Below are 22,838 nucleotides of genomic sequence, written 5' to 3' on the forward strand. Positions count from 1 at the left end.
ATCAGGCCATTCACGCGCACTTCTCGCCACGCGGGTCCCAGCCGGACCGGGCGCGACGGATTGACGTTACAGCGCATTTTTGTATTAGTAAACAGTATTAGTAAAAGGTCTCACGTGAAGGCTCGACGGTAGCCCTGGGGCTCTTTTTGACGAACGCGCGCTGCATTGGTTGCATTCAAGTAGCGCCTTGCAGTCTTTGGGGTTTCATCAGCGCGGAGCGCGCATAGCGGAGGCACGTCAAAGCTGCTAATAGATATAAACGCCTTCGGCCATTTCCATTAGTCGGCGGCACCAAGCTGTCTTGTCGGCCTGACAGGCTGCCGCTAGACAGGCGAGGGATTGGGGACACGAATGCCATGAGCGAGACGAGGGATCCGGCCAGCGACACGGCGAAGCGGCGCAAGGCGCCGGCGAGAACCGCCAAAGGCGGCCGCGTCACCATGACCGACATCGCCAGGGCGGCCGGCTGCTCTCAGGCGACCGTCTCTTTCGTGCTCAACAATTCGCCGGGGATCAGGCTCTCGCAGCAGACGCGCGAGCGGGTGATCGACGCCGCGCGTGCGCTCGGCTACGCCGCGCCCGCCTTCTCGGCGCTGCGCAAACCGGTTCCCGCCTTCGAGGGGCTCGATGGCGTCATCGGTTTCGCCGTCGACCAGCTGGCGACCAGTCCGGAAGCCGTCGTCGCAATCGAGGGCGCTCGCCAGGCGTCATGGAATGCCGGCAACGTCTTGCTTGTGGCGCAGACCATGGGCGACGCCGTCATGGAGCCGCGCGCCATTGCGGCCCTCACCAAGCGCGGCATCTCGGCGCTGATCTACATGACCATCTTCACCCGCGAGATCACGGCGCCCGACTTTCTCTACGGCCTCGATATTCCGGTCATCCTGCTCAACTGCTACACATCCGACTATGCCTTCCCGGCCGTGGTGCCTTCCGAGATCGCCGGCGGCCAGAGCTCGACCCGGCATCTGATCGGCCACGGCCACCGACGCATCGCCACCATTACCGGCGAGCCGTGGATGCAGGCGGCGCAGGACCGGCTGAAAGGCTACCGCAGGGCGCTCGCCACCGCCGACATCCCGTTCGATCCGGAGCTGGTGGTCGAAGGCGACTGGTCGGCAAGTGCGGGCTATGCCGCGACCGCCAAGCTTCTGGCGCTCAAAGACCGCCCGACCGCCATCTTCTGCCAGAACGACCGCACGGCCATCGGCTGCTACGAAGCGCTGAAGGAGGCAGGCCTGCACATCCCGCAGGACATTTCCGTCGTCGGCTATGACGACGAGGAGATCGCCCGGCATCTGTTCCCGCCGCTGACGACATCGATCCTGCCGCACATGGCCATGGGCCAATGGGCGATCGAGCAGCTCGAAGTGCTGCCGCCTCCCGGCCGCGGCCGCTATCCCATCACCAAGCTCGAATGCCCGCTGGTCGAGCGCGACTCGGTGGCGGCGGTGGCGAGGCAAACCTGACCTGCCCATCCCGAAGCAGTCGCGATGGGCCTTGTTTTTAGGATTTGCGCCTCAGGGCAGGACGAACCCCTGGATCAAGCGCGGCTAGAACCGCAATATGACAAAGGAGCGCCTGCGATAGCAGCGCCTGTGCCAGCGGCCATAGCGCCAGAACCTGCGGCAATGCCGTCTCCACACGCGCCGCCTGTGGTAGCGACGATAGTGCCATCGCCGATGGTAGATCTGCTCGACATCGCCCGGGCCTTCGTCGTCATCGAAGGCACTGGGATCCTGCTTGTCGAGTTCATCGAGAATGCCGTTGCCGACATTGGGAACTCCGGCCACGGCCTCGAGAGGCCGAACCGTAGTAGCAAGCGCCGCGGCCCCCGCAACGCCGAACAATGCTGTCAAGAACGATCGCCGATCCATCAAAAACCTCCATCAGCAAGATCTAACGAAACGGAGATAGCGCGGCGCATTGAAAAGGCCAGAGGGGAAGTGCCAGCAAGGTGTAAGGTATCTTAAGGATGTCTTAGTCTGTCATCTGGCCAACTTGGAAAGGATGGGCGTCAACAAGGGAGAGTGCCAGATGTCGGCGCCGCTACGCGTTCGCCAAGCGTGCGTCAAGTCCGACACAACCCACTAATTGCTGGAAGGCCCGATGCGTTTGGAGCGACCATCGCCATTGCCTGGCTGGAGAATCCAAAGTGGTCCTTCAACACCGCGTTGACGATTGAGCGGACATCGGTGGTGACAGCCAAGTCGGTCTCCGCGTGGAGCTGATCGGCCGCCAATCCGGGCCAGCGACCGGCGATCCGCCCGCCGGCTACCGCGCCACCCATCAGGAACGCTACGCTGGCACTGCCATGGTCGGTGCCACCTTGTTCGTTGAAGTGGACGGAGCGCCCGAATTCCGTAATGCCGAGCACAACGGTTTGACGCCAGATTGCGGCTGCCGCTTCCGAGAACGCAACGACACCACGCGCCAATGTCCCAAGGGTCGCCGAAAGGCGCGCTCCCTGAGCAACGTGGGTATCGACGCCGTCCAACTGCAGCAGGGCCACGCGCGGACCGTCCGGCCTGGACAGCGCCTGCGCCGCGGAGGTCGCAGCTGCGGCAAAGCTGGCAGCACTCAGCGCCTGTCGCCGCGCAAGCAACGTCTGCACCGTTTCGGCTGAACCGGACGCCGCACCGAGGCAAAGGCGGGCGATGTCAAGTCCCGGATTGGCCAACGCAAGATCGAAAAGCACATCATTCGAGAGGTCGGCCGGCGCGGCACGCCAGATTGTTTGCCTTCCCTGCGACAAAACCGAAGCGGCTCTTCCTGGCCAGCCAAAATCGCCGCCGTCGACATCGCCGTCGAACAGGACCCTCTGCGCGGCGTCGTGCGATTTGCCGATATCCGGGATGCCCGTCGCGGGCAGGATCAGCAATTCGCCGGCTGAATAGAACCGAGCAAGCGGTTCCAGCGCCGGATGAAGCGCAAACAGCGGATCAAGCTTCAAACCGAACGCGTCGTCGGACGTGTCAAGTTCTCTCGCCGTGCCTCGCACCCGCCGGAAATCCGGATCACCATGGGGCGGCAGCGCGGCCAGCGCATCAAGTCCGCCCCGAAGGTGAACGACCAGCAGCCGCGGGTGACTGTCGCCGGCAAAAACCGCCGAAGCACGCCCTGCGCTGGTCGCAAACAGCGAGGCAAGACCCAAACCCTGGAGGGCTGTGCGGCGCGTCAATTGCATTTCGGATAGTCCGGAATAGTGACGTCCGGCGTTCCGCGTGTGGAATATCCAAGCGGATCGGCATTTGGGATCACGCTCTTTTTGATCGGGACCTTCTGCAAATTCGCGGTAGGCCGAGCCAGCAGTCCTGCAAGAACTGGAGCGGCAAGGGACGTTCCCGAACAGATATTCTGTCTTAGCTCGTGATTTTTGCTCCGCCAAAGCACCTGGACGCCAACGCCTGGCTCGGACATGGCCGCGCCAAAAGCGCCGCCATCCCAAAGCAGATCACACCAATTGGCTGACACGGCGCTGCACGCGCCAATGACGATGGTGCCGGTCGGGATATAAGTGCTGTCGGATGCCGAGACACTTTTGATGAAGCCTTGCGTCGGGTTTGGAGAAAGATATTCCGACGCATTCGCCGGGAAAAAGGACTGTACCCACGACGCCTCGTCGTCTTCCCGCGCATTGCCCGCCGCAATCACAATACGGACTTGTTTGTTTGCAATCTCAAACAGCAGCTTGTCCATCAGACCAAGCTGGCCTAATTGGCCACCATTCCTCGCGGTCTCCATGAACTGCGAGCCCCAGCTGATGTTCAGGATTTGGCCGGCGGACGCATTGTCAAGAACGTATTTCAGGGCGACAAGCGGCGGCCCGACGATCTTCGACTTCACGCCTTCAAATGCCTTGACAATCTTGAGTGGCACCCCGGGGCTGACCCCAACGATGCCAAGGTATTCTCCACTTGTCGTACCTGGCACGCGCATTCCACCAACGATGCCTGCGACCATCGTGCCGTGACCTTGAGTGTCTGCCACGCCCATGGTCGTGCTGCATGGAGTGACCGTGCAGTTGATCCGTTCCGAAATATTAAGAAGCCCTTTTGTGACGATGTCTTCGTCGACGCCGCTATCGATGATCCAGACTGCGGACCCGTTGGTCACAGGACTGGGCGACCCGACTACACTGCAAACGCTCGGCGGCACGAGCTTGTCACCCGTCACAGGCGCTAGCGGCCTGCGTGCTTCGCAACCGCCATCCGCGAACAGGCTTACTTCAAGTGAGTCCGGTTCCTGATACCCTTCCGATAGAAGCTTGTTCGCTTCCTCGTCGGTAAAGCTGCCAGTGACCAGGCTAAATCCCAGATCCGGCATGTCGACAGCCTGCAGGGCTTCCCCCGACTGATTGATCTTGTTCAGGCCGGCGATAGTCGTTCGAAATCTGTCTTTGTCCGCAAGTGGCGTGATGAATGTGTGTTGCGTTACTTGCGGCTCGCCGGAGTCTTCGTCCGCGCGCGCGATCGTGGCCGCGAAAAGGGTGGCGGCGAGAAAAGTCACAAGCCAGGCGAACCTCATGGATCCCCCACCATCTGCTGGTCGACTGACTGGCAGCATGCTCCCAATAGCTCTTTCTGTCCACGGCAAAGCTTTGGAGGCGAACCGCTCGAGGGCTCTTCTTGCAGCCAAAGAAAAAGCGGCCTAGGTTGTTTTCGCACGCCTCAAAGCGCGGGGAGCAACGCTTGTGCCTAAGGTGAAACTCAAGCAGGGCCGACAGGCTCAGGAGATTGGCGCCTCGCTCGTGGGGGCGTGGCTGAAGGCTTTGCCGCCCGCGTTCACGGCGACTGTATCAGTGGTAGATTCGACAAGTCAGTTGACTATAACCGTCGACATGCAGAACGCATTCGCGTCCGGTGACGTCATAGCTCTGCGCACTGAAGACAAGACTGGCGGCCTTCGAAGCGTGAAGGTAGGGACGATCACCCCGGGCACTTCGGGCAAAACCTTTCGCGTTGTTGATCTTGCTGGTGCCAATATCAACTACAAAGGCAAAGATTTAAAGAATGGCGTAGTGTCGAAAGTAAAAGACCTGAATGACGCTACTCTTCTAAGCGAACTTAAGATTGTGCTGGAGCAGATCGTCGACGCGAAAGTGAAACTGGTGTGCGATGCCCCAACGGAGCTGACTGTGGTCCTGCCGGCCCTGCCGGAAGGCGTTGTCACGCGAGAGGATCTGATAGATTACCTCGGGACGTACCACAACAACGCACAGGGTCGGCACTATCATGACGAGCTTGCGTCCGCGGTCCTCTTCGGCTGCCGATAGCAAACTTCAGTATCAGTTCGGCAGCCCGGCGGCGAGCAGCCCTTTGAGCAGCGTGGCCCGATCTTCCTCCAGGCGATAGGGCTCCTTGGCCACGAATCGACTGCAAGAAAAGCTGGGCGTGGCCGCCAACACGCGAGCCGCATACAGCCTTGCGTCGCTGTCCCGGCCAAGCGCCGAGCTCGAAGCGGCCATGTAGGCCGTAACCCATGTCGGCATTGTCGACGAACGGCTCAAAGCGACCAATGCCGGCTCGGGCCGGCCCGCAATGAAGTGGACGATGCCGCGAAACGGCCAATACCAAGATGGTTCATAGAGGGGATCGAGCACCTGCGCCCGCTCGAACCATTGCATGGCTCGATCTGGTTCGCCGCCAAATGTGTAGAGGGTGCCGAGATAGGAAACCTGCTCGGGATCGTTCGGATTGAGGTAGAGGGCCCGTGCGTAGAGTTGCGCGGCGACGTCGAAGTCTCGCAAGTGCAGCAGCACCCAGCCGAGAATGTTGAGGCAAACCGGATCGCTGGGAGAGAGCGCCACCGCCTTCTTGGCAATTGCATGCGCCTCGTCGAGCAGGGCATCGGAAGATCCCATGTCGCGAAACCATTCCAGCTGCTTGTAGTGAGCCAGCTTGGCGTAGGCGCGCCCATAGGTCGGATCGAGGTCGATGGCGCGCTGATACCATTGCCTGGCTTCCGCTTCGGACGCGAGGTCGCCGAGCGGCAGGGCATTGCCGCGCAGCACGCACTCATAGGCCGCCAGGTTGGCCGGCGGCTTGCGCCGCGCCTTCTCAGCACCCGCTGCCTTCAGGCGTCCGATGACTGTGCCCACGATCTTGCGGACCAGTTCGTCCTGCACATCGAATATGTCCTGATCGTCGCTGTCATAATGCTCGGCCCAAACGTCGCCGCCGGACGTCGCGTCGACCAGTTCGCACGACAGGCGGATACGCCTCCCCATCCTGCGGATTCGCCCCGCAAGCTCGAAATCGAGCCCGATATCCGAGACCAGCTTCGGCAGGTCCACATCCTTGAGCCGCATCGAGGTATGATATGACGCGACGGAGAGCTGCGTGAACCGCGTCAGCTCGGTGATGACGTCTTCCGTGAACCCTTCGCTGAAATAGGGTTCCACGCCGCCGGTGCTGACAAATGGGCGGACCAGGATCGACGGCGTGTTCGAGCCCGAAGTCCCGGCGCCGACGCTCGGAGCGGGGCCTTCGGGTCTGTGAATAAGCGAGTAGACCGCTACGGGTCGGGGAATGTTCTTGAGCAGGAAGTCACCGCAATATTCGAAGGGCAATTGCAGCCCTGCCCGGACCTCCTCATGCACTTTTGCCGAAAGGCAAATGCCTCCGGGGGCTGCGATCTGTTCAAGGCGTGCAGCCACGTTTACACCGTCGCCGAACACGTCTCCGTCGCCGTCGACGATAATATCGCCGAAATTTATGCCCATCCGAAGCGACAGACCGGGCGACGGCCGCTCGGGGTTTGCGAGATAGGCCTGGATAGCCACCCCGCACCGGACCGCTTCGACCGCACTGAGGAACTCCGCGACGATACCGTCGCCGGTGTTCTTCACAACGCGGCCGTCATGCCGATGAACGTAGCCTGGGATCTCGTCGTGCATCAGCGCCCGGACGCGGGTAAACGTGCCTTCCTCGTCTTCCGCCATTTGTTGCGAATAGCCGACCACGTCTGCGACCACGATCGCAGTCAGGCGTCGCTTCAGGGCGCCGTTGTTTGCGGTCAATCCAGGCTTTGGGGTCAATCCATACCTCGGGTCGGACGTCCGAACGTACTTTAGCACATTTGCATGATGCTATCGCGCATGGCAGCGTGTAAATTGCTGCACGAAGAGCTTCGGGCGCGCGACAGGGCGAAATCCGTTCAGAAGCGCCCGCAACGCGAAAGATTCGCACATTCGAGGTCTGCGTGGGGTCCAGTCTTCTTTATGGCCCGGTGGTGATCTCGGACCCATTGCTCGGCTGTCCTCTCACGGTGGCGGCCGGTCGCGTTCGCGCCGCCAGGGATGGCGATGAGAGCACTTACTTCGTGTCCGGTTGGGGCACGACAGTCGAGCAGGCGCTGCAAGGCTGCCTCTATGAGGCGGACGAGACCTACTTCGCCCAGATCATTCCCGAGGGGCGAATTCTCCGGTCGTGTGCCGATGCGATTGATGGGCAGGTCGTCGAGCCGCCCGGCATCCTTCTTTTCAGCGAAGAGCAATATGACCGGCGAGAGGCCGGGAACCGACAGTCCCGCAACATGGTTCCGGCCCGCTGGGATAGATCCGCGCCTGAAGACTGGATCCTGAGTGACGACAAGCTCGGTTCGGAGCAAGCCTGGGTGCCCGCGGGGCTGTGTTTCCTCGGATATGATCCCGGTGGCAAGCAATCATCTTTGCCGGCTGCCGACTCGAACGGCCTTGCGCTGGGCGTCAACCCTGAGGACGCTGCGATGAGCGCACTTCTCGAGCTGATAGAGCGAGATGCGACCTCCATCTGGTGGTACAATCGACTTGTGCTGCCTCGCATCGATCCGAAGTCGTTGGCAAGCGACACCGTATCGTCTTACGAGGACTGGCTTTGTCACCGAGGTCGCGAATTGCGGCTTCTGCGACTTACGCTGGATTTGGCGGTGCCGATAGTTGCGGCAATCTCCAGCGACAGGTCCGGCCGATGTCCGGCGATGGGGTTTGCGGCGGGCGCATCGTGGTCAGCGGCTGCCACAAGGGCGGTTGGCGAGCTTGCGCAATGCGAAGCGAACCTTGCTCTGCTCTCCCAGCAGGCGCAGCAACAGGGAACGACCGGCTTTACGCCCGGGGCGCGGCAGCTTTATCGCTGGCATCAGGAGACGGATCTTGGGCTGTATCGCTATTTGCAGGGTGGCGGCCCTGCCTGCGCGGATGAAGCGACACTCGACTACGCCTCATGCGTCAAACTCTGCCATGAACGAAACCTGGAAATATTCGCCGTCATCCTGATGCAGGATGAGCAGCGGTCCCTTGTCCGCATGTTCGCTCCGGGCTTGCGTTCGACCAAACCAAGGTTTGGTCCGGGCAGGCTGTATTCTGTTCCAGGCACTCTTGGCCTCAAGCCTGCGCGCTGCCGAGACCCTTTCCCGTTTTAGCGCCGAAACCAGTTAGCGCAGAGCCGCAGCCGGGCGCCGCACGTCCTTCGGCCGGGCGACAGAGCCATGCAGAATGCTGCCGATGTTTGCGACCAGAAACGCCGCCAGTTCGCGCGCCGGCGCATCCAGCCGTCGTGAGGGCGCAATCAACGCCAGCTCGGACGGCGGTTGTTCCGCAAACCCGTCGACGGCGCGCAGCAGGCGGTGCTCGGGAAGCACCGCATCCACCGGCAGCAGGCTGATGCCCAGCCCCGACGCCACCGCCGCCTGCACGCCGATCAGCCCCTGGCTTGTATAGGCGATGCGCCACATCCGCCCGACCGCCTCGATGGCGCGCGTTGCCCTTTGCCGGTAGATGCAGCCTTGCGGAAACATGGCGAGCGGCACGGGGTCGGCGTCGAGCGCACCGGACGGGCCGGCTACCCAGGCAAGCGTCTCCTCCCAGCGCCCCAGGCAGGGCGCGTCGCCGGGTTCGCGCTTGATCAGCGCCAGGTCGATCTCGCCATTGTCCAGCAGGCGCCGCAGCTCGAAACTCCAGCCGCTGACGGTGTCGAGCCGCAGATGCGGCGACGCCCGGGAAAATCCCGAAAGCAGGTCGATCAGCCGCCGGCCGGCAAAATCTTCCGGCACGCCGAGCCGCACCGTCTTCGGCGCCGCGGGCTGCCGCAAGGCCGCTTCCGCCTCGGCCGAGATCGACAGCAGCCGGCGCGCATAGCCGAGCAGCACTTCGCCCTCTTCGGTGACCTGCACGCCGCCCGGCGCGCGCTCGCGCACAAGCAGGCTGTGGCCGACGCTATCCTCCAGCCGCTTGATCTGCTGGCTGATGGTCGATTGCGTCAGGTGAACGCGCTCCGCCGCGCGCGTAAAACCGCCGGTTTCGACCACCGCGACGAAGCTGCGCAACAGATCGAGATCCAGATCCATTCGAATACCCACTTGAGCCTATCGCAACATTTAATTTTCAAATGACTGAAATCGCTGCCAGTGTCCAGCCAACTTTCCCTGAGGTTTCTACAAATGGCATTGAACGGGCCGCGCCCGACCTGGCTGACATTCGATTGCTACGGAACGCTGATCCAGTGGGACGAAGGCCTGATGGCGGCGATGGAAACGATCCTCGCGCGCAAGGGCCGCAAGATCGAGGCGAAAGACTTCATCCCCGTCTATGACCGGCACGAGCACGAACTCGAGCACACCAGGCCGCATCTGTCCTTCGCCGCCGTCACCGCAAAGGCCTTGCGGCTGGCGCTGCGTGAGTTCTCGCTGGAAGCTGCGGCCGATGACGCGGGGTTGCTGACCTCGTCGATCGGCAAGATGCCGCCTTTTCCCGAGATTGTCGCGACGCTGCGCCGGCTAAAGGATGCCGGCTTCAAGCTGGCGATCATCTCTAACACCGATGACGCCATCATCGCCGGCAACGTCGCGCAGCTCGGCGGCGCCATCGACCGGGTGATCACCGCCGAGCAGGCGCAGGCCTACAAGCCGTCGCGGCAGATTTTCGAACACGCGTGGCGGACCCTTGGTGTGACCAGGGGCGAGCTGGTGCACATCTGCGCCAGCCCGCATCTCGACCTGGCCGCCGCGCGCGATCTCAAATTTCGCGCGGTGTGGGTCGACCGCGGCACCGCCCGCCGCCCGCCGCCCGACTACCAGCCGGACGCGATCGCGCACGGACTGGATGACGTGCCCGGGTTGTTCGAGGCTGCCGGCTGGCTTCCGGCCCGGTAGGCGCACACAAGAAGCGCGCCACCGAGGCGGCAGGCTGGGCCGCGGGCAGCCGCTATCCGGCCGACGCAGCAGCAATTCCAGGAAAGTATGAAACGCTTTTCCCGGGAGAAGCGCACAGCGCTTTCCCTGGGAACTTGTCTCAAACCAAAGAGGCAGGCCCCGTGAAAAACGGTAAACCGCCTTGACCTCACGGGCGATGAGACGGTCTCAGCGCCGCGCCAAAAGCAGTCAGAGCTGCTTCAGGTCGCGATCATAGGTGCCCTGGCCGCTGAGCACACTGGCGCAGCGTTTCTTCATCTTGGCGAGCTGCCCAGCCGACATGGCATTGATGGCAGTCACCGCCGGTCGCGTCGGGATTGCCGGCGTATCGGGATTGCGCGGGCTGGGTGGTTACGGATTGGTGCGAAAAATCGAGGATTCTGCTGGCTGCCAGGGTCTGACGCGAATAAGCGCCAGTTAGCGGTCACGGCCTAGTCGAGCCCTACTAACAACTGTGGACTGCAGGGTCGCCGCAGCCCTACATGAGTGCTAAAACCTGTTCAATCGAACCTCTGATAGACAATCCGTCAAATCTCAATCGCTTCGCCGAGGGGGCATTTGTCCTTTTACACGCCACATCAAGCGAAGTATTTCGCATTTTTCCTAACCCGAGACGGGCTGGACGAAACCGAGGGCCTGACACAGTCACTCTCATCTGCGCGTGTGGACCTGAACCCCCATCAGGTGGACGCAGCTATGTTCGCCCTGCGCTCCCCCTTATCCAAGGGCGTTTTGTTGGCCGACGAGGTCGGTTTGGGGAAGACAATCGAGGCCGCGTTGGTGCTCAGCCAGCGGTGGTGGGAGCGACAGCGCCAGCTTCTGTTGATCGTGCCCGCCTCCCTTCGTAAACAATGGGCCACAGAGCTGCGCGAGAAATTCTCGCTCCCATCGGTCATCCTAGATGCCAAGCGGGTGAAGGATCTATCCAAGGCCGGAAAGCCAAACCCGCTGGGACGCGGCGAAGGCATTGTAATCCTGTCTTACGAGTACGCCGCACGGATTGCCGATCAGCTTCGAGGGATCGCATGGAACCTCGTAGTATTCGATGAAGCGCACAAGCTGCGAAACGTCTACCGCGCCACTGAGACATCTCGGGCCGCTGTTCTCCGAGATGCGCTTGCGGGTCGCCAGAAACTGCTACTCACCGCCACGCCGCTCCAAAACAATCTCATGGAGCTGTATGGGCTCGTCACCGTGATCGACGATACATATTTTGGGTCTGAGCAGGCTTTCCGTGCTGAATTTGGTGGGCGTGAGGATCGCACATCTCAGGCGCTGTTGGCGCGACGACTAGAGCCAATCTGCAAACGCACGCTTCGGCGACAGGTCCAGAAAGCAGGGCTGATCAATTACACCAACCGTTTGGCGAAGACGTTCGACTTCACGCCGGATAAGCTGGAAACCGACTTATACGAGCATATGTCGCGTTATCTCCAACGCGACGACACTCTGGCGGTTGGTAAAAACGGTCGCCACCTTGTCACCCTGGTGCTCCGCAAAATTCTCGGGTCATCATCGTTCGCCGTAGCAGCAACACTCGACAAGATGGTCACCCGTCTTGAGCGAAAGCTGTCGGTCAACGAAGAGGCATTGAACGACATCGACGGGCTGGAGGAAACGGCGGAGGAGTGGCGCGAGGAAGGTCAGGCGACCGAGACCGAGGCCTTGGAGGATGAGATGGACGACGCCGTAGAGGACACCGATCCAAAGCTACTTCAAGCCGAGATTGACGAGCTGAAGCGCTACCGCGAACTCGCCGGGTCGATTCAAACTAACGCAAAGGGCAAGGCCCTCCTCGATAGCCTGCCCAACGTTCTCGACGAGATCAAAAACGGCCAGCGTAAGGCGGTCATCTTCACTGAGTCCGTCCGCACTCAGTCCTATCTGCGCGAGTTACTGGAAGCTCACGGCTTTACCGGACAGACCGTTGTTCTGAACGGCTCAAACGCCGACAAGGATAGTAGCGCCATATACAAGGCGTGGCTGGAGAGGCATCGTGGTACCGATGTCGTCTCCGGCTCGAAGACAGCAGACATGAAGGCCGCAATCGTAGATGCGTTCCGCGATGACCGCACTATTCTCATCGCAACGGAGTCAGGCGCCGAAGGCATCAACCTTCAATTCTGCTCGCTCCTAATCAACTACGACCTGCCCTGGAACCCGCAGCGCGTCGAGCAGCGGATCGGTCGCTGCCATCGCTATGGTCAGAAGATTGACGTGACAGTCATCAACTTCATGAACCGAAAAAATCAGGCTGAAGCGCGGATCGTTCAGCTTCTTGATCAGAAATTCAAGCTCTTCGAGGGCGTCTTCGGCTCGTCTGATGAAGTGCTAGGCGCAATCGAGTCTGGCGTGGATATCGAGCGTCGCATCCTCGATATTGTGCAGTCATGCCGTAACAATGATCAGATCAACGCCGCGTTCGACGCCCTCCAACGAGAGTTCGCGTTTGAAATCGACGAGGCAAAGACGGCGGCTCGCAACAAACTACTTGCCGAGATGGACGACAAGGTCATCTCTCGCCTACACTTGCGCAAGGATGCAGTCGCCTCTTCCCTCGACGAGTTCAAGCGCGCGTTGCTCAGCCTCGCACGGGCAGAATTGCCGGACGCTCGGTTCCATGCCGACCATGTCGAACGCTTCGACTACGAGGGTAAGACGTACTCATCGGAGTGGCCCGAAGCTGATGCGCGGGGATGGCAATTCTTCAGGTTGGCTGATGAAGGCTTGGCAGACCAGATTGTCGCAGTTGCAAAGGCACGCGAATTAGACGCTGCGGAAATAAGGTTCGACTACAGCGCCTACGCTGGGAATCTTGGCGATGTTGCACCACTGCGCGGAAACAGCGGTTGGCTGAGGGTTGCTCGCCTAAAGCTGATCACACCGGCGCGCACCTTCGACGAATTGATCTGTGTAGCGTTTACGGATGACGGCACCGCCGTGCATGCCGAAACTGCTGGCCGCATGCTGACGGTGCCCGCGACCGTGATTGGAGCTACGGTCGGGATAGCACCGGAAACCGACCTGACTAAAGTTCTAGAGGCCAGCAGGACGGAGGTCGTCGGGCGTGCGCAACAGCGCCTTGGAGAATTCCTAAACGAGGAAGAAGAACGCCTTGATAGCTGGCGCGACGATGCACGCGTATCCTACGATCAACAAATCAAGGCCCTGACGAAGGAAGCTAACGAGAAAAAGAAACTTGCCCGTGCCGTCCAGAGCCTTCAGGAGAAGGTCGAGCTTCAGCGTGAGGCATCGGGCCTAAAGCGACATGCTGACGACCTACAGCATCAGCTTTACAACCGTCTGAAGGAGATCGACGACGAACGCGAGCGCATGCTCGACGAGATCGCAGACAAGCTCGGCCTGACACCCGAAATGACCGTCCTGTTCACGATCCGCTGGAGTATCGCTTGATAGAGGCAATACAACTAGCACCATCCAAACCTACGACTACCCGTGTCTCCGACGGTGCCAGAGTCTTCTGACTTCGCCTTTAGCTGTGCATAATCGGCTTCGTCGTCGCGGAGGAATTTTAGCTTGAACTGGCCCTTTACCAAAGTCCGTTCGAAGACTGCCACATAGGGCGAACGCCCGAGAGAACCGTCGGCTTCGACAGGTCTGAGGCCTGCCTTCACTTCCGGTATTGATGAAGGGAAATAGACCCTCCACATGCCATTCTGATGCCGAAATATGAACTTTGTCTCGTGAAGCGACCCATCGTTATGGAGGAGCGAGAGAACCTCGGTAGCGCCTCCAGTCGGATTCAAGCCAAAGAAACGAGCCTGGATGCCCTTCAGTTCGAGCTCCCTCCCCATCAAAGTAATACGTCCACATTCAATCCAACAAATCGTCGCAAGCGATGGATCAATTTGAGCCTCGTCTGGAGTGGCGATAACATTTGCGGGGAGGTTCTTTCCAAGAACGATCTTTTCAATCTGCTTTCTAAGTTTTCGTGCGGCGTAATACTTTTCTGCATAACCTTCTAATTCGGTGTCGCTCGGAACGTGGCCAAGCTTCCAAACTTTCTCAAACGTTTCACGCAGCCAATCTGCGTTGGCCTTCTCGCTGCTTGCTATGAACGCGACAGCTTCGGCATTCTTCTCCAACGCGGCCCGGCTCAGATTTGCAGAGCCGATCATCAACACCGCCTTCTTGGACGCTTTGGTGTTGCCTAGAAGGACTATCTTGGAATGGAACCGTGCGCCGGCGGCGGCAAAGGTCACGACTCTCACCGTCGCGTTAGGGAGCGATAAAAGGCGGTCTATAGCGCCGGGCTGGCTGATTGCATCATCGAGGCCGACCAACCATCGCGATTTCTGCAGTTCACGAACTCCGACGGCCTCGAGAACTGCGTTCACGCCTTCGATGGTAACATAAGCAGCGGCGGCACCTAGCTCATCGGCCTCACAATCCGCTATGTGCGCAGCGAGCAACTCTCGAAGGCGGGCGTTCTTGGCTCCATTTGGGCTCTGCGTTGCAAGTTCAATGTCCATGACTCCCCCAAGTAGTCTACAACGGTCATCGACCGAATCGCACGCGCCACCAGACTACAGATTGCCTGCAATTGGCAGCCATCGGCTACGACAAAGGGACGATAAGGATCAGAACGTGGCAACTAACCGACTACAACTGGACTGGCTGGGCAAAGCACGCAGAGAGCGCCCAGAACCACGCATCCTTATTGAGGATGAGCGCCTTTCGCATCATGCGCCCATAAGACGCGGCGCGGACGCTTTCCACAACACCCTGATCCGTGGAGACAATCTTCTCGCCCTGAAGGCGCTGGAGTCCTCTTACGCCGGGGAGGTGTCATGTATTTTTATTGATCCACCCTACAACACCGGCAGCGCCTTCGCTCACTATGACGATGGCGTGGAGCACTCGCTTTGGCTCTCGCTCGTGCGCGAGCGCGTCGAAGTTCTGCATCGGCTCCTCGCTGAGGGAGGAAGCTTTTGGGTGTCGATAGACGACAATGAAGCGCACTACCTGAAAGTGCTTTGCGACGAGATTTTTGGGCGAAGGAACTTCGTCGCCAATGTCGTTTGGCAGAAGAAATACACCGTCGCGAACGACGCTAAGTATTTTAGTGACAACCATGACCACATTCTAGTGTACGCGAAGAACAAGGAGAGTTGGAGGCCGAATCGACTGGCTCGATCTGACGAAATGAATGCTCGCTACTCGAATCCCGACGACCATCCCAAGGGCGTTTGGAAGGCGACGCCCCTTCACGCAAAGAGTGGTTCTGCCAAGGGCAAAGAGTTCTCATTCATTTTCAAGAATGGGCGGCGCTGGACCCCGCCGCCGGGGACGTTTCCGCGCTTCTCGGAGGACACACTTCGACGGATGGACGAAGCCAATGAAATCTGGTTCGGTCGCGATGGATCATCTGCGCCATCGAGGAAAACTTTTCTCGCAGACCTCGCAAACGAGGGAACTCCCCCTCTGACCGTATGGCTAAGTGCTGACGTAGGCCACAATCACGAGGCTAAGACCGAGGTAAAGGCATTCAACTCCGACGACGTGTTCTCCACTCCGAAGCCCGAACGCCTCTTACGCCGGATACTCGACATAGCGACTAGACCTGGCGATCTGGTCCTCGATTCATTCGCCGGTTCCGGCACGACCGGCGCTGTTGCTCATAAGATGGGTCGTCGTTGGATCATGGTCGAACTAGGTGACCACTGCGAAACCCATATCGTTCCTCGCCTGAAGAAGGTCGTCGACGGTGACGATCCCGGCGGCGTCACCGAAGCAGTTGGCTGGAAAGGTGGTGGCGGTTATCGTTATTTCAAACTGGCTCCGTCGCTATTGGAGAAAGATCAATTCGGACAGTGGGTAATCTCCAAAGCCTACAATGCCGAGATGCTCGCTGAGGCGATGTGCAAGCATTTCGGCTTCACCTACGCCCCCTCTGACGAGCACTATTGGATGCACGGTTCGTCGTCGGAGACGGACTTCATTTACGTGACGACGAACAGCCTGACACACGATCAGCTTCGGGCGATCTCAGATGAGGTTGGGGCGGATCGTACGCTGTTAATTTGCTGCAAGGCGTTCCAAGGCGCCAGCAGTGACAGCTTTGATAACCTCACCATACGCAAGATCCCTGGGGCGATTCTCGACCGTTGCGAATGGGGCAAGGACGACTATTCGCTGAAGATAGAGGCCTTGCCGCTGATCGAAGATGAGAGTGAGCCAGAAGCGGATGGAGGCAGGCGCAGGAAATCAGCCACATCTTTGAACCAGCCTACGCTGTTCGACGGGGATGACGAGGTTGAGCCGTGAGCATATCGACCGTCGATCCGAAGCGGGCCTTCACGCAGATCAATCAGCGTCTGTCGCTTCGTAGGCCGCAAACTGAATCGCTGCGACGGCTTGCTGACATTGTCGATCTGATCGCGCCCACAAAGGAGACGGATGTCGAGGCTGCGCGTGAGGCCGTCCGCACGGCTTACAGCGATCTTCATGACGCCAACTTCGCAGATTTCGAGCGCGACTTCCCTAGTGTGTGTTTCGCCCTAGCGACAGGAGTTGGAAAGACGCGCCTGATGGGAGCTTTCGTCAGCTATCTGTACATGATCGGCAAGAGCCGAAACTTTTTCGTTTTGGCCCCGAATCTCACTATCTACGAAAAGCTGTTGGCCGATTTCCAGCCGTCCAGTCCGAAATATGTATTCAAGGGCGTAGAGGCGTTCGCGCACAATCCGCCGCTGATCGTTAATGCCGAGAATTACGAAGAAGGCCGCGGCGTCCGTGGGACCGATTTCTTTGGTCAAGAAGGCGCGATCATCAACATTTTTAATATCTCTAAGATCAACTCCGACACGACAACGTCCGCACGAAAGGGCCAGCTCCCTCGGATAAAAAGGCTTCAGGAGTATATCGGCGAGAGCTATTTCGCCTACCTCGCGGGGTTGCCTGATCTCGTCCTCCTCATGGATGAGGCACATCGCTATCGCGGCTCGGCGGGAGCTAAGGCCATCGCCGAGTTAAAGCCGATCCTGGGGCTCGAGGTCACCGCCACGCCTAAGAGCGTCGGCAGCAATTCGGCGGCCTTCAAGAACGTCGTCTACTCCTATGACCTGCCCAGTGCGATGGAAGACGGCTACATCAAAGAGCCTGCGGTTGGTACCCGCGCCAATTTCGATCCCAAATCGGTCGATGAAGATACACTAGAGCGGATCAAGCTCGAAGACGGCATTCACTATCACGAACACGTCAAGGTCGCGCTCCAGACTTACGCCAAGCAGAATGAGGTGCGCACTGTCCACCCCTTTGTGCTGGTGGTGACTCAGGATACAGAACATGCTCGGCGGGTGCGAGAGTTCGTCGAGTCCAGCACATTCTTTGAGGGCCGCTACAAAGACCGCGTCGCGGAAATCCATTCCAAGCTGACTGGCGAGGAAAGTGACGAGAACGCCCAGCGCCTACTGAATATCGAGCGCGGCGGGGACACGGACATTGTCATCCACGTCAACAAACTAAAGGAGGGGTGGGACGTTTCGAACCTTTTCACGATTGTTCCCCTTCGAGCTTCGGCCTCCGACATACTGACGGAGCAGACCCTCGGCAGGGGCCTGCGTTTGCCCTATGGTAAGAGGACCGGCGTCGAGGCAGTCGATACGCTGACGGTGATCGCTCACGACCGCTTCAACGATCTAATCGAGCGGGCGAAGACGGCTGATGGCGTCATCCACAACCTGAAACAAGTCAGGATCGGTGAAGGCGGGGACGTATCAGCGGCAAAGCCGGTCATGATTGAGGCTCCTTCGATCATCCAGCAGATGCTTCAGCAAATGACCTATGAAACCGAAATAAAGTCTGACGAGTTTGCACCTGAACAGAAGCTTCAGGGAATGTCGGAGCCTTCATCCCCGGCGTTCACCTTCGACAAGCCTGAGGAAGTGGCACTAGCGCAGACTGTGCTTACCGACGTTCTTCCGTCGATCAAGTCGCAGGTAACAACTATCGCACAATTGCAGGATGAAAAGATCGTAAAACGTATTGTTGCGGACGCGATGGCTATTCAACGTTCCAAGGAGGGCCTCTTCTCCAGCCTTACCTCTGAACGTGCCGAGGCGGTTGTGAAAGAGTTTTGTGCAGCATACGTGGCTCGTACCATCGCGGTTCCGAGCCTGACAGTCACGCCGCAAGAACAGGTTTCGTTTGGGTTCCAATCGTTCACGCTCGACGTTGGCAGTTGGAACTACCAGCCTCTTTCGCGCCAACTTCTTGTGCAAGTCCTACGGACTGAGAAACGTACAGCTATCAGCGGAGACGATGGGGGTGATCGGCCAGCTCGGCTCGAAGACTATCTGGTCGCCAAGCTGATTGATTTCGACGAGATCGACTACGACGCTCATGCCGAGATTCTCTACGACCTGGCTGGCCAGGTGGTGGCCAGGCTCCGCTCCTACCTGAAGGATGACGAGGACGTCCGGAACGTCATGCAAGGACGTGGCAAGGAGATGGCCACTGCTATCCTCGCCCAGATGCGTAAGCATATGTGGCGTACGCAAACCACCTACCGTGTCTCCTTGAACGCAGCTTTTGGTGAGCTGAAGCCGCAGGCGTTCGATGGATCTGGTAAGGACGCGATACGCGACTTCCAAACACCTCCAGAACGGCTCAGTGAGATCAAGCGATTCATTTTCACCGGTTTCAAGCGTGGCTGCTATTGGCAAGCCAAATTTGATTCCGACACCGAGCGCAAGTTGGCTGTCCTTTTGGAACGGGATCCTTCCGTCGAACTCTGGATGAAACCTGGTCCCAACCAGTTTAAGATTTTCGATTCCGAGGGACACGCGTATCAGCCCGATTTCGTGGTTGAGACCAAAACAGAAAAGCTGATCATCGAGACGAAACGTCGGTCGGATATGGAAGACGCCGACGTTCGTCGTAAGGCGCGGGCAGCCACGCTCTGGTGCATGATCGCCACCGAGCATCACTCGAAGGCTTACAATACCAAGCCGTGGAGATACGTTCTGGTGCCGGATGACGCAGTCGATCTCAACACGACATTGTCAGGACTGCTCTCCGCACACACCACTGTTGCTGACACCGAGCTACGGGCACAGTTTGATCTGACCTTGAATGTCGAGCGACTAAAACTCTCAGCCGAAGCTGCCGTTGGTAGATTTGCAGACGCCGTCGGGAGATTCTTTGAACCGATTTGGCGGAACGTGCCTGTGCTAGCACCGCTAGGAGCGGTTCTCTAAGCCACTGTTTAGAGAACTGGCGCACCCGACAGGATTCGAACCTGTGACCTCTGCCTTCGGAGGGCAGCGCTCTATCCAGCTGAGCTACGGGTGCCTTCAGGGAACCTGAAAACGAACCAGCCGATCGCCGGCCAGCCACGGCTTCTTAGCGGAAGCCGCGCCGGGCTTCAACGGGCAATTGGGTTGGCCCGCGAACTTGGCCCGCCCCACAAGGGTTTGGCCGGATTGTGCTGCGTCCTGCCCTGCGCAGGCTCGGGGCGTTCGCTATTAGAAAAGCCAAGCAATTGGCTTTCGTCCGCTGCGCGGACCGTCACTCACCCCGCCACCTCACCCTTCACCGCCCTCTTCCTTACGCTGCGTACCGTCCGCTTCGCCTTCTTAGCCCCCGTCAGTTCGTGCATGGCATCCAGTTGCATCTGCTGCATTTCGGCCAGCCGGGTCCATTGGCGCGAGATCAGATAGTCGAGCTTTTCGTGCAGATGGCGCACTTCCAGCTCGGCTTTCAGGTTCACCCGGTAGTCGTTGAAGGAGCGCAGGCGGTCCTTGGCCTCTGTCCGTCTCTGGCTCATCATGATGATCGGCGCCTGGATGGCGGCGATGCAGGAGAGCAAAAGGTTGAGCAGGATGAAGGGGTAGGGGTCGAAGGCGCTGCTCATGCCCGCGACCAGGTTGATGCCGATCCACACGGCAAGCACGCTGCCGAACGAGATCAGGAACCACCAGCTGCCGCCGAAGGCCGCCATATTGTCGGAGACGCGGTCGGCGAACGACCTGTGCTCCTCGAACTCCTCTTCCGAGTTTTCCGAAATCGTGTCCTGCCTGGCGATCGATTCGACCACCTGGCGGTCGAGCTCGGAGAATTCGCCGTGCTCCTGCTGCAGCAACTCCTCCATGTAGCGCATGCGGTAGCGGCCAAGCTCCTCGCGGCTGATGCGGGCGCCGCGCGGCAGGTCGGGATGGTCGGAGCGGATGCGGTCGGCGAGGCTAGGCCTGAGATCGTCGATGCGCACCAGGTCGCGCTTGCGGAACTTTCTACCTGATATCGCCGACGGTTTTCGCTTCGGCTTCAGGCGGCCATGGCCGGCGGGTTCGGAGTCCGGCACCTCGGGCGATTCGAGCGCCTCGTCGGCAACCAGCTCGGCATCGTGATCGCCGATGGGCGGCGCCTCGAAATACTCGCCGCCGCTGTCGTTTTCGCTGTCGGCCTGCTCGGATGGTTTTGGGACGGTGCTCATGATGCCGGCTCCTGCTGTCGCGCCCACGATACGCCAAGCCGGCGCGGCATAGCTATCGCTGCGGCGCAAATCGAGCATCCGTGCAAGTTCTTGTGATCAGGCCCCGCCAGTCTGCCTGCAATCGCATAGGGCAGTGCCAGCCCCCTCTCCGTCCGCTGCGCGGCCACCTCTCCCCCATTTCATGGGGGCGAGGAATCTTCAAAGTCGAGGCCTTGAAAAGCTTGGGTTCCTCGCCCCCGCGGAGCGGGGGAGAGGTGGCTCGGCGAAGCCGAGACGGAGAGGGGGCGCCATGCGCGATGGTCCACCCTGGCGCCATGGTCATCGCCGGCTGGCCTCATCCTCACCCTGTAGAGAGCCGGGCCGGGCGCTTATATCAAGCCTAGCCCTGACGATGTCGCATGGAGCGCCTGTCCGGGCTGCTGCCATCAGGGGCATTGGATCGCCCCGCAACAGGGGTTGTCGTCATGTACAAACATATCCTGATCGCCACCGACGGTTCGGAACTCGCTGCCAAGGGCGTCGCCCACGGCCTCGAACTGGCCAGAGGCCTCGCTGCCGCTGTCACCTTCGTCAACGTCTCCGAGCCGTTCCCGGCACTGGCCTGGGGCGGGGCGATGGCCGGCTATGCCGCCGCCGAAGAGCTGGTCAACTACGAGGAAAACGCCCGCAAATATGGCCGTGATGTGCTGGACAAGTGCAAGGCCCGGGCCGACGCGCTCGGCGTGCGTGCAAAGACCCTGCACGTCGAGAACAGGACGCCGGCAGAGGCCATCCTCGACGTCTCCCGCTCCGAGGCCTGCGACCTCATCGTCATGGCCTCGCATGGCCGCCGCGGGCTGGGCAGGCTGGTGCTGGGCAGCCAGACCGCGGAAGTCGTGTCGCTGACGGAGATCCCGGTGCTGGTGGTGCGGTAGGGCTGCAGCAGGCGTCCTTGCGACGCGCTACTGCGGCAAGCCAGGCAACTGCGACCCAGGCGCCGGCAAGCCAGGCGGCGGCAAGCCAGGAAGCGACGAGCCAGGTGGGCCGGGAAGCGGCGACGCGGCCGGCTGGTCTCCCGCAAACATCAGCCTCGTCTTCGTATCGGCCATGGCGGGCGAAAGGCTGCGCTGGATCAGCGCTTCGACATGGTCGTTGCGCTGCCTGGCGCTGTCGGCGCCCATTACCACCACGATCAGCTTGCGGCCGTCGGCATTGTAGGAGGTGACGATGTTGAAGCCGGAGGCCTTGATGTAGCCGGTCTTGATGCCGTCGACGCCGCGCACGCGGCCGAGCATGTCGTTATGGCCGCGCACCAGCCGCCCGCGGAACATGAAATCGCTTTCCGAGAAATAGTGGAACTGCTGCGGGAAGCGGGCGCGCAAGGCCATGCCGAGCGTTGCCATATCGCGCGCCGTCGTGTGCTGGCCAGCGTCGGGCAGGCCGGATGCGTTGCGAAAGACGGTGCTGCTCATGCCTATCTGGCGCGCCTTGGACGTCATCATGGCGGCGAACTGGTCCTCCGAGCCGCCAAGATATTCGCCCACCGCCACCGCCACGTCATTGGCCGATTTGACCACGATCGCCCGTATCGCCGAATCGACGTCGATGCTCTCGCCGCGCTTGAAACGCAGTTTGGTCGGCGGCTGCCGGGCCGCATTGTCGGAAACCGGGATCTGCGTCTCCTTCGAGACGCGGCCGGTCTCCAGCGCCTCGAACAGCAGGTAGAGCGTCATCATCTTGGTTAGTGACGCCGGATAGCGCTGCGCCGTCGAACTGACCTCGAACAGCGTCTTGCCGCTGGCATCGACGACGATGGCCGCATATTTTTCCTGCGGCGCCGGCACAGCCAGCACGCTGTCGGGCGGCGCGGTGGTGCTGCAGCCGGCAACGAAGACGAGCAGCAGCAAGGCCGCGATAAATTTTTGGGCGAGGGCGGGGAAATGGAAATCGGGCAAGGCAAGTCCGGCGTTGCTGAGAGGGCCGGAACCTAGCCTAACCCACTGTGTTCGTCCATTTGGTTAACGGGCGAGCCGGTTTTCCTCGCCCCCGCGGAGCGGGGGAGAGGTGGCTCGGCGAAGCCGAGACGGAGAGGGGGATGGCGCTGACAGTTCAGAATAGGGTCTCAGATTCTCATTTGGCGGCCCCCTCTCCGGCCGCTGCGCGGCCACCTTGTATCTACACGGGAGAGATTTCGTGGGAATAAAGCGATTGAGCCAAGGTCCGGGCGGCCGCCCGG

Annotated in this window: 16 protein-coding genes and 1 tRNA gene; 8 read left to right on the forward strand and 9 right to left on the reverse strand. The window is 60.2% G+C overall.

What is annotated here, in order from left to right; translation table 11 throughout:
- Positions 1-356: 356 nt before the first annotated feature.
- The gene (locus FJV77_RS22140; RefSeq protein WP_185970395.1) at positions 357-1,469 is read left to right on the forward strand and encodes a LacI family DNA-binding transcriptional regulator; all 1,113 of its coding nucleotides are present in this window, start codon (positions 357-359) and stop codon (positions 1,467-1,469) included.
- An 84-nt stretch (positions 1,470-1,553) separates the two neighbouring features.
- Here the strand turns inward: FJV77_RS22140 and FJV77_RS22145 are convergent, their stop codons facing one another.
- The 3 genes from FJV77_RS22145 to FJV77_RS22155 all read right to left on the reverse strand — a co-directional run bounded on the left by FJV77_RS22145 (position 1,554) and on the right by FJV77_RS22155 (position 4,527).
- Complete coding sequence (locus FJV77_RS22145; protein WP_246691334.1) at positions 1,554-1,859, reverse strand: protamine-2 (modular protein); 306 nt, start codon at positions 1,857-1,859, stop codon at positions 1,554-1,556.
- 212 nt (positions 1,860-2,071) lie between these two features.
- Complete coding sequence (locus tag FJV77_RS22150) at positions 2,072-3,187, reverse strand: DUF1501 domain-containing protein (RefSeq protein ID WP_142868741.1); 1,116 nt, start codon at positions 3,185-3,187, stop codon at positions 2,072-2,074.
- Positions 3,178-4,527, reverse strand: coding sequence for a S8 family serine peptidase (locus tag FJV77_RS22155; protein ID WP_185970396.1), 1,350 nt, complete (start codon positions 4,525-4,527; stop codon positions 3,178-3,180). Before FJV77_RS22155 ends, FJV77_RS22150 begins: the two co-directional genes overlap by 10 nt.
- 166 nt (positions 4,528-4,693) lie before the next feature.
- Here FJV77_RS22155 and FJV77_RS22160 point away from each other — a divergent pair, with 166 nt between their 5' ends.
- Complete coding sequence (locus FJV77_RS22160) at positions 4,694-5,275, forward strand: hypothetical protein (protein WP_142868743.1); 582 nt, start codon at positions 4,694-4,696, stop codon at positions 5,273-5,275.
- Between the two features lie 12 nt (positions 5,276-5,287).
- Here the strand turns inward: FJV77_RS22160 and FJV77_RS22165 are convergent, their stop codons facing one another.
- Positions 5,288-7,021, reverse strand: a complete 1,734-nt coding sequence (locus tag FJV77_RS22165; protein ID WP_142868744.1) for a tetratricopeptide repeat protein — start codon at positions 7,019-7,021, stop codon at positions 5,288-5,290.
- A 182-nt stretch (positions 7,022-7,203) separates the two neighbouring features.
- Between FJV77_RS22165 and FJV77_RS22170 the strand changes: the two genes are divergently transcribed.
- Positions 7,204-8,400, forward strand: coding sequence for a YcaO-like family protein (locus FJV77_RS22170; protein ID WP_185970397.1), 1,197 nt, complete (start codon positions 7,204-7,206; stop codon positions 8,398-8,400).
- Positions 8,401-8,412: 12 nt separating this feature from the next.
- Here the strand turns inward: FJV77_RS22170 and FJV77_RS22175 are convergent, their stop codons facing one another.
- Positions 8,413-9,324 carry a LysR substrate-binding domain-containing protein gene (locus FJV77_RS22175; protein WP_142868746.1) on the reverse strand — a complete coding sequence of 304 codons (912 nt, stop codon included), beginning with the start codon at positions 9,322-9,324 and terminating at the stop codon, positions 8,413-8,415.
- Between the two features lie 93 nt (positions 9,325-9,417).
- Here FJV77_RS22175 and FJV77_RS22180 point away from each other — a divergent pair, with 93 nt between their 5' ends.
- On the forward strand, positions 9,418-10,128 hold the full coding sequence (locus FJV77_RS22180; protein WP_142868747.1) for a haloacid dehalogenase type II: 711 nt from the start codon (positions 9,418-9,420) through the stop codon (positions 10,126-10,128).
- A gap of 597 nt (positions 10,129-10,725) precedes the next feature.
- The gene (locus FJV77_RS22185; RefSeq protein WP_142868748.1) at positions 10,726-13,581 is read left to right on the forward strand and encodes an SNF2-related protein; all 2,856 of its coding nucleotides are present in this window, start codon (positions 10,726-10,728) and stop codon (positions 13,579-13,581) included.
- A 14-nt stretch (positions 13,582-13,595) separates the two neighbouring features.
- Here the strand turns inward: FJV77_RS22185 and FJV77_RS22190 are convergent, their stop codons facing one another.
- A complete protein-coding gene (locus FJV77_RS22190) occupies positions 13,596-14,660 on the reverse strand; it encodes a phospholipase D family protein (protein ID WP_142868749.1) in 1,065 nt (354 codons plus the stop codon).
- A gap of 115 nt (positions 14,661-14,775) precedes the next feature.
- On the opposite strand from FJV77_RS22190, the gene FJV77_RS22195 reads away from it, so the two are divergent.
- Positions 14,776-16,455 (forward strand): site-specific DNA-methyltransferase, encoded by a 1,680-nt coding sequence (locus FJV77_RS22195; protein WP_142868750.1) that lies wholly within the window; start codon positions 14,776-14,778, stop codon positions 16,453-16,455.
- Positions 16,452-19,388, forward strand: a complete 2,937-nt coding sequence (locus tag FJV77_RS22200; RefSeq protein WP_246691336.1) for a DEAD/DEAH box helicase family protein — start codon at positions 16,452-16,454, stop codon at positions 19,386-19,388. The genes FJV77_RS22195 and FJV77_RS22200 overlap by 4 nt, the downstream gene beginning before the upstream one ends.
- A 17-nt stretch (positions 19,389-19,405) precedes the next feature.
- On the opposite strand, the gene FJV77_RS22205 is transcribed toward FJV77_RS22200, so the two are convergent.
- Both FJV77_RS22205 and FJV77_RS22210 read right to left on the reverse strand, forming a co-directional pair.
- Positions 19,406-19,482: transfer RNA gene (locus tag FJV77_RS22205), tRNA-Arg, on the reverse strand.
- A gap of 220 nt (positions 19,483-19,702) precedes the next feature.
- Complete coding sequence (locus tag FJV77_RS22210) at positions 19,703-20,623, reverse strand: DUF1003 domain-containing protein (protein ID WP_142868751.1); 921 nt, start codon at positions 20,621-20,623, stop codon at positions 19,703-19,705.
- 464 nt (positions 20,624-21,087) lie between these two features.
- Between FJV77_RS22210 and FJV77_RS22215 the strand changes: the two genes are divergently transcribed.
- The gene (locus FJV77_RS22215; RefSeq protein ID WP_142868752.1) at positions 21,088-21,537 is read left to right on the forward strand and encodes a universal stress protein; all 450 of its coding nucleotides are present in this window, start codon (positions 21,088-21,090) and stop codon (positions 21,535-21,537) included.
- A 27-nt stretch (positions 21,538-21,564) separates the two neighbouring features.
- On the opposite strand, the gene FJV77_RS22220 is transcribed toward FJV77_RS22215, so the two are convergent.
- Complete coding sequence (locus tag FJV77_RS22220) at positions 21,565-22,557, reverse strand: D-alanyl-D-alanine carboxypeptidase family protein (protein WP_142868753.1); 993 nt, start codon at positions 22,555-22,557, stop codon at positions 21,565-21,567.
- Positions 22,558-22,838: the final 281 nt, after the last annotated feature.

It is taken from the genome of Mesorhizobium sp. WSM4306 (assembly GCF_007003975.1).
Lineage (GTDB): Bacteria > Pseudomonadota > Alphaproteobacteria > Rhizobiales > Rhizobiaceae > Mesorhizobium.

Bases quoted from the DNA above. Each gene is read 5' to 3' on its own strand.
- FJV77_RS22210 (WP_142868751.1), bottom strand. From the start codon at position 20,623: ATGAGCACCGTCCCAAAACCATCCGAGCAGGCCGACAGCGAAAACGAC.
- FJV77_RS22150 (WP_142868741.1), bottom strand. From the start codon at position 3,187: ATGCAATTGACGCGCCGCACAGCCCTCCAGGGTTTGGGTCTTGCCTCG.
- FJV77_RS22175 (WP_142868746.1), bottom strand. From the start codon at position 9,324: ATGGATCTGGATCTCGATCTGTTGCGCAGCTTCGTCGCGGTGGTCGAA.
- FJV77_RS22140 (WP_185970395.1), top strand. From the start codon at position 357: ATGAGCGAGACGAGGGATCCGGCCAGCGACACGGCGAAGCGGCGCAAG.
- FJV77_RS22155 (WP_185970396.1), bottom strand. From the start codon at position 4,527: ATGAGGTTCGCCTGGCTTGTGACTTTTCTCGCCGCCACCCTTTTCGCG.
- FJV77_RS22215 (WP_142868752.1), top strand. From the start codon at position 21,088: ATGTACAAACATATCCTGATCGCCACCGACGGTTCGGAACTCGCTGCC.
- FJV77_RS22180 (WP_142868747.1), top strand. From the start codon at position 9,418: ATGGCATTGAACGGGCCGCGCCCGACCTGGCTGACATTCGATTGCTAC.
- FJV77_RS22190 (WP_142868749.1), bottom strand. From the start codon at position 14,660: ATGGACATTGAACTTGCAACGCAGAGCCCAAATGGAGCCAAGAACGCC.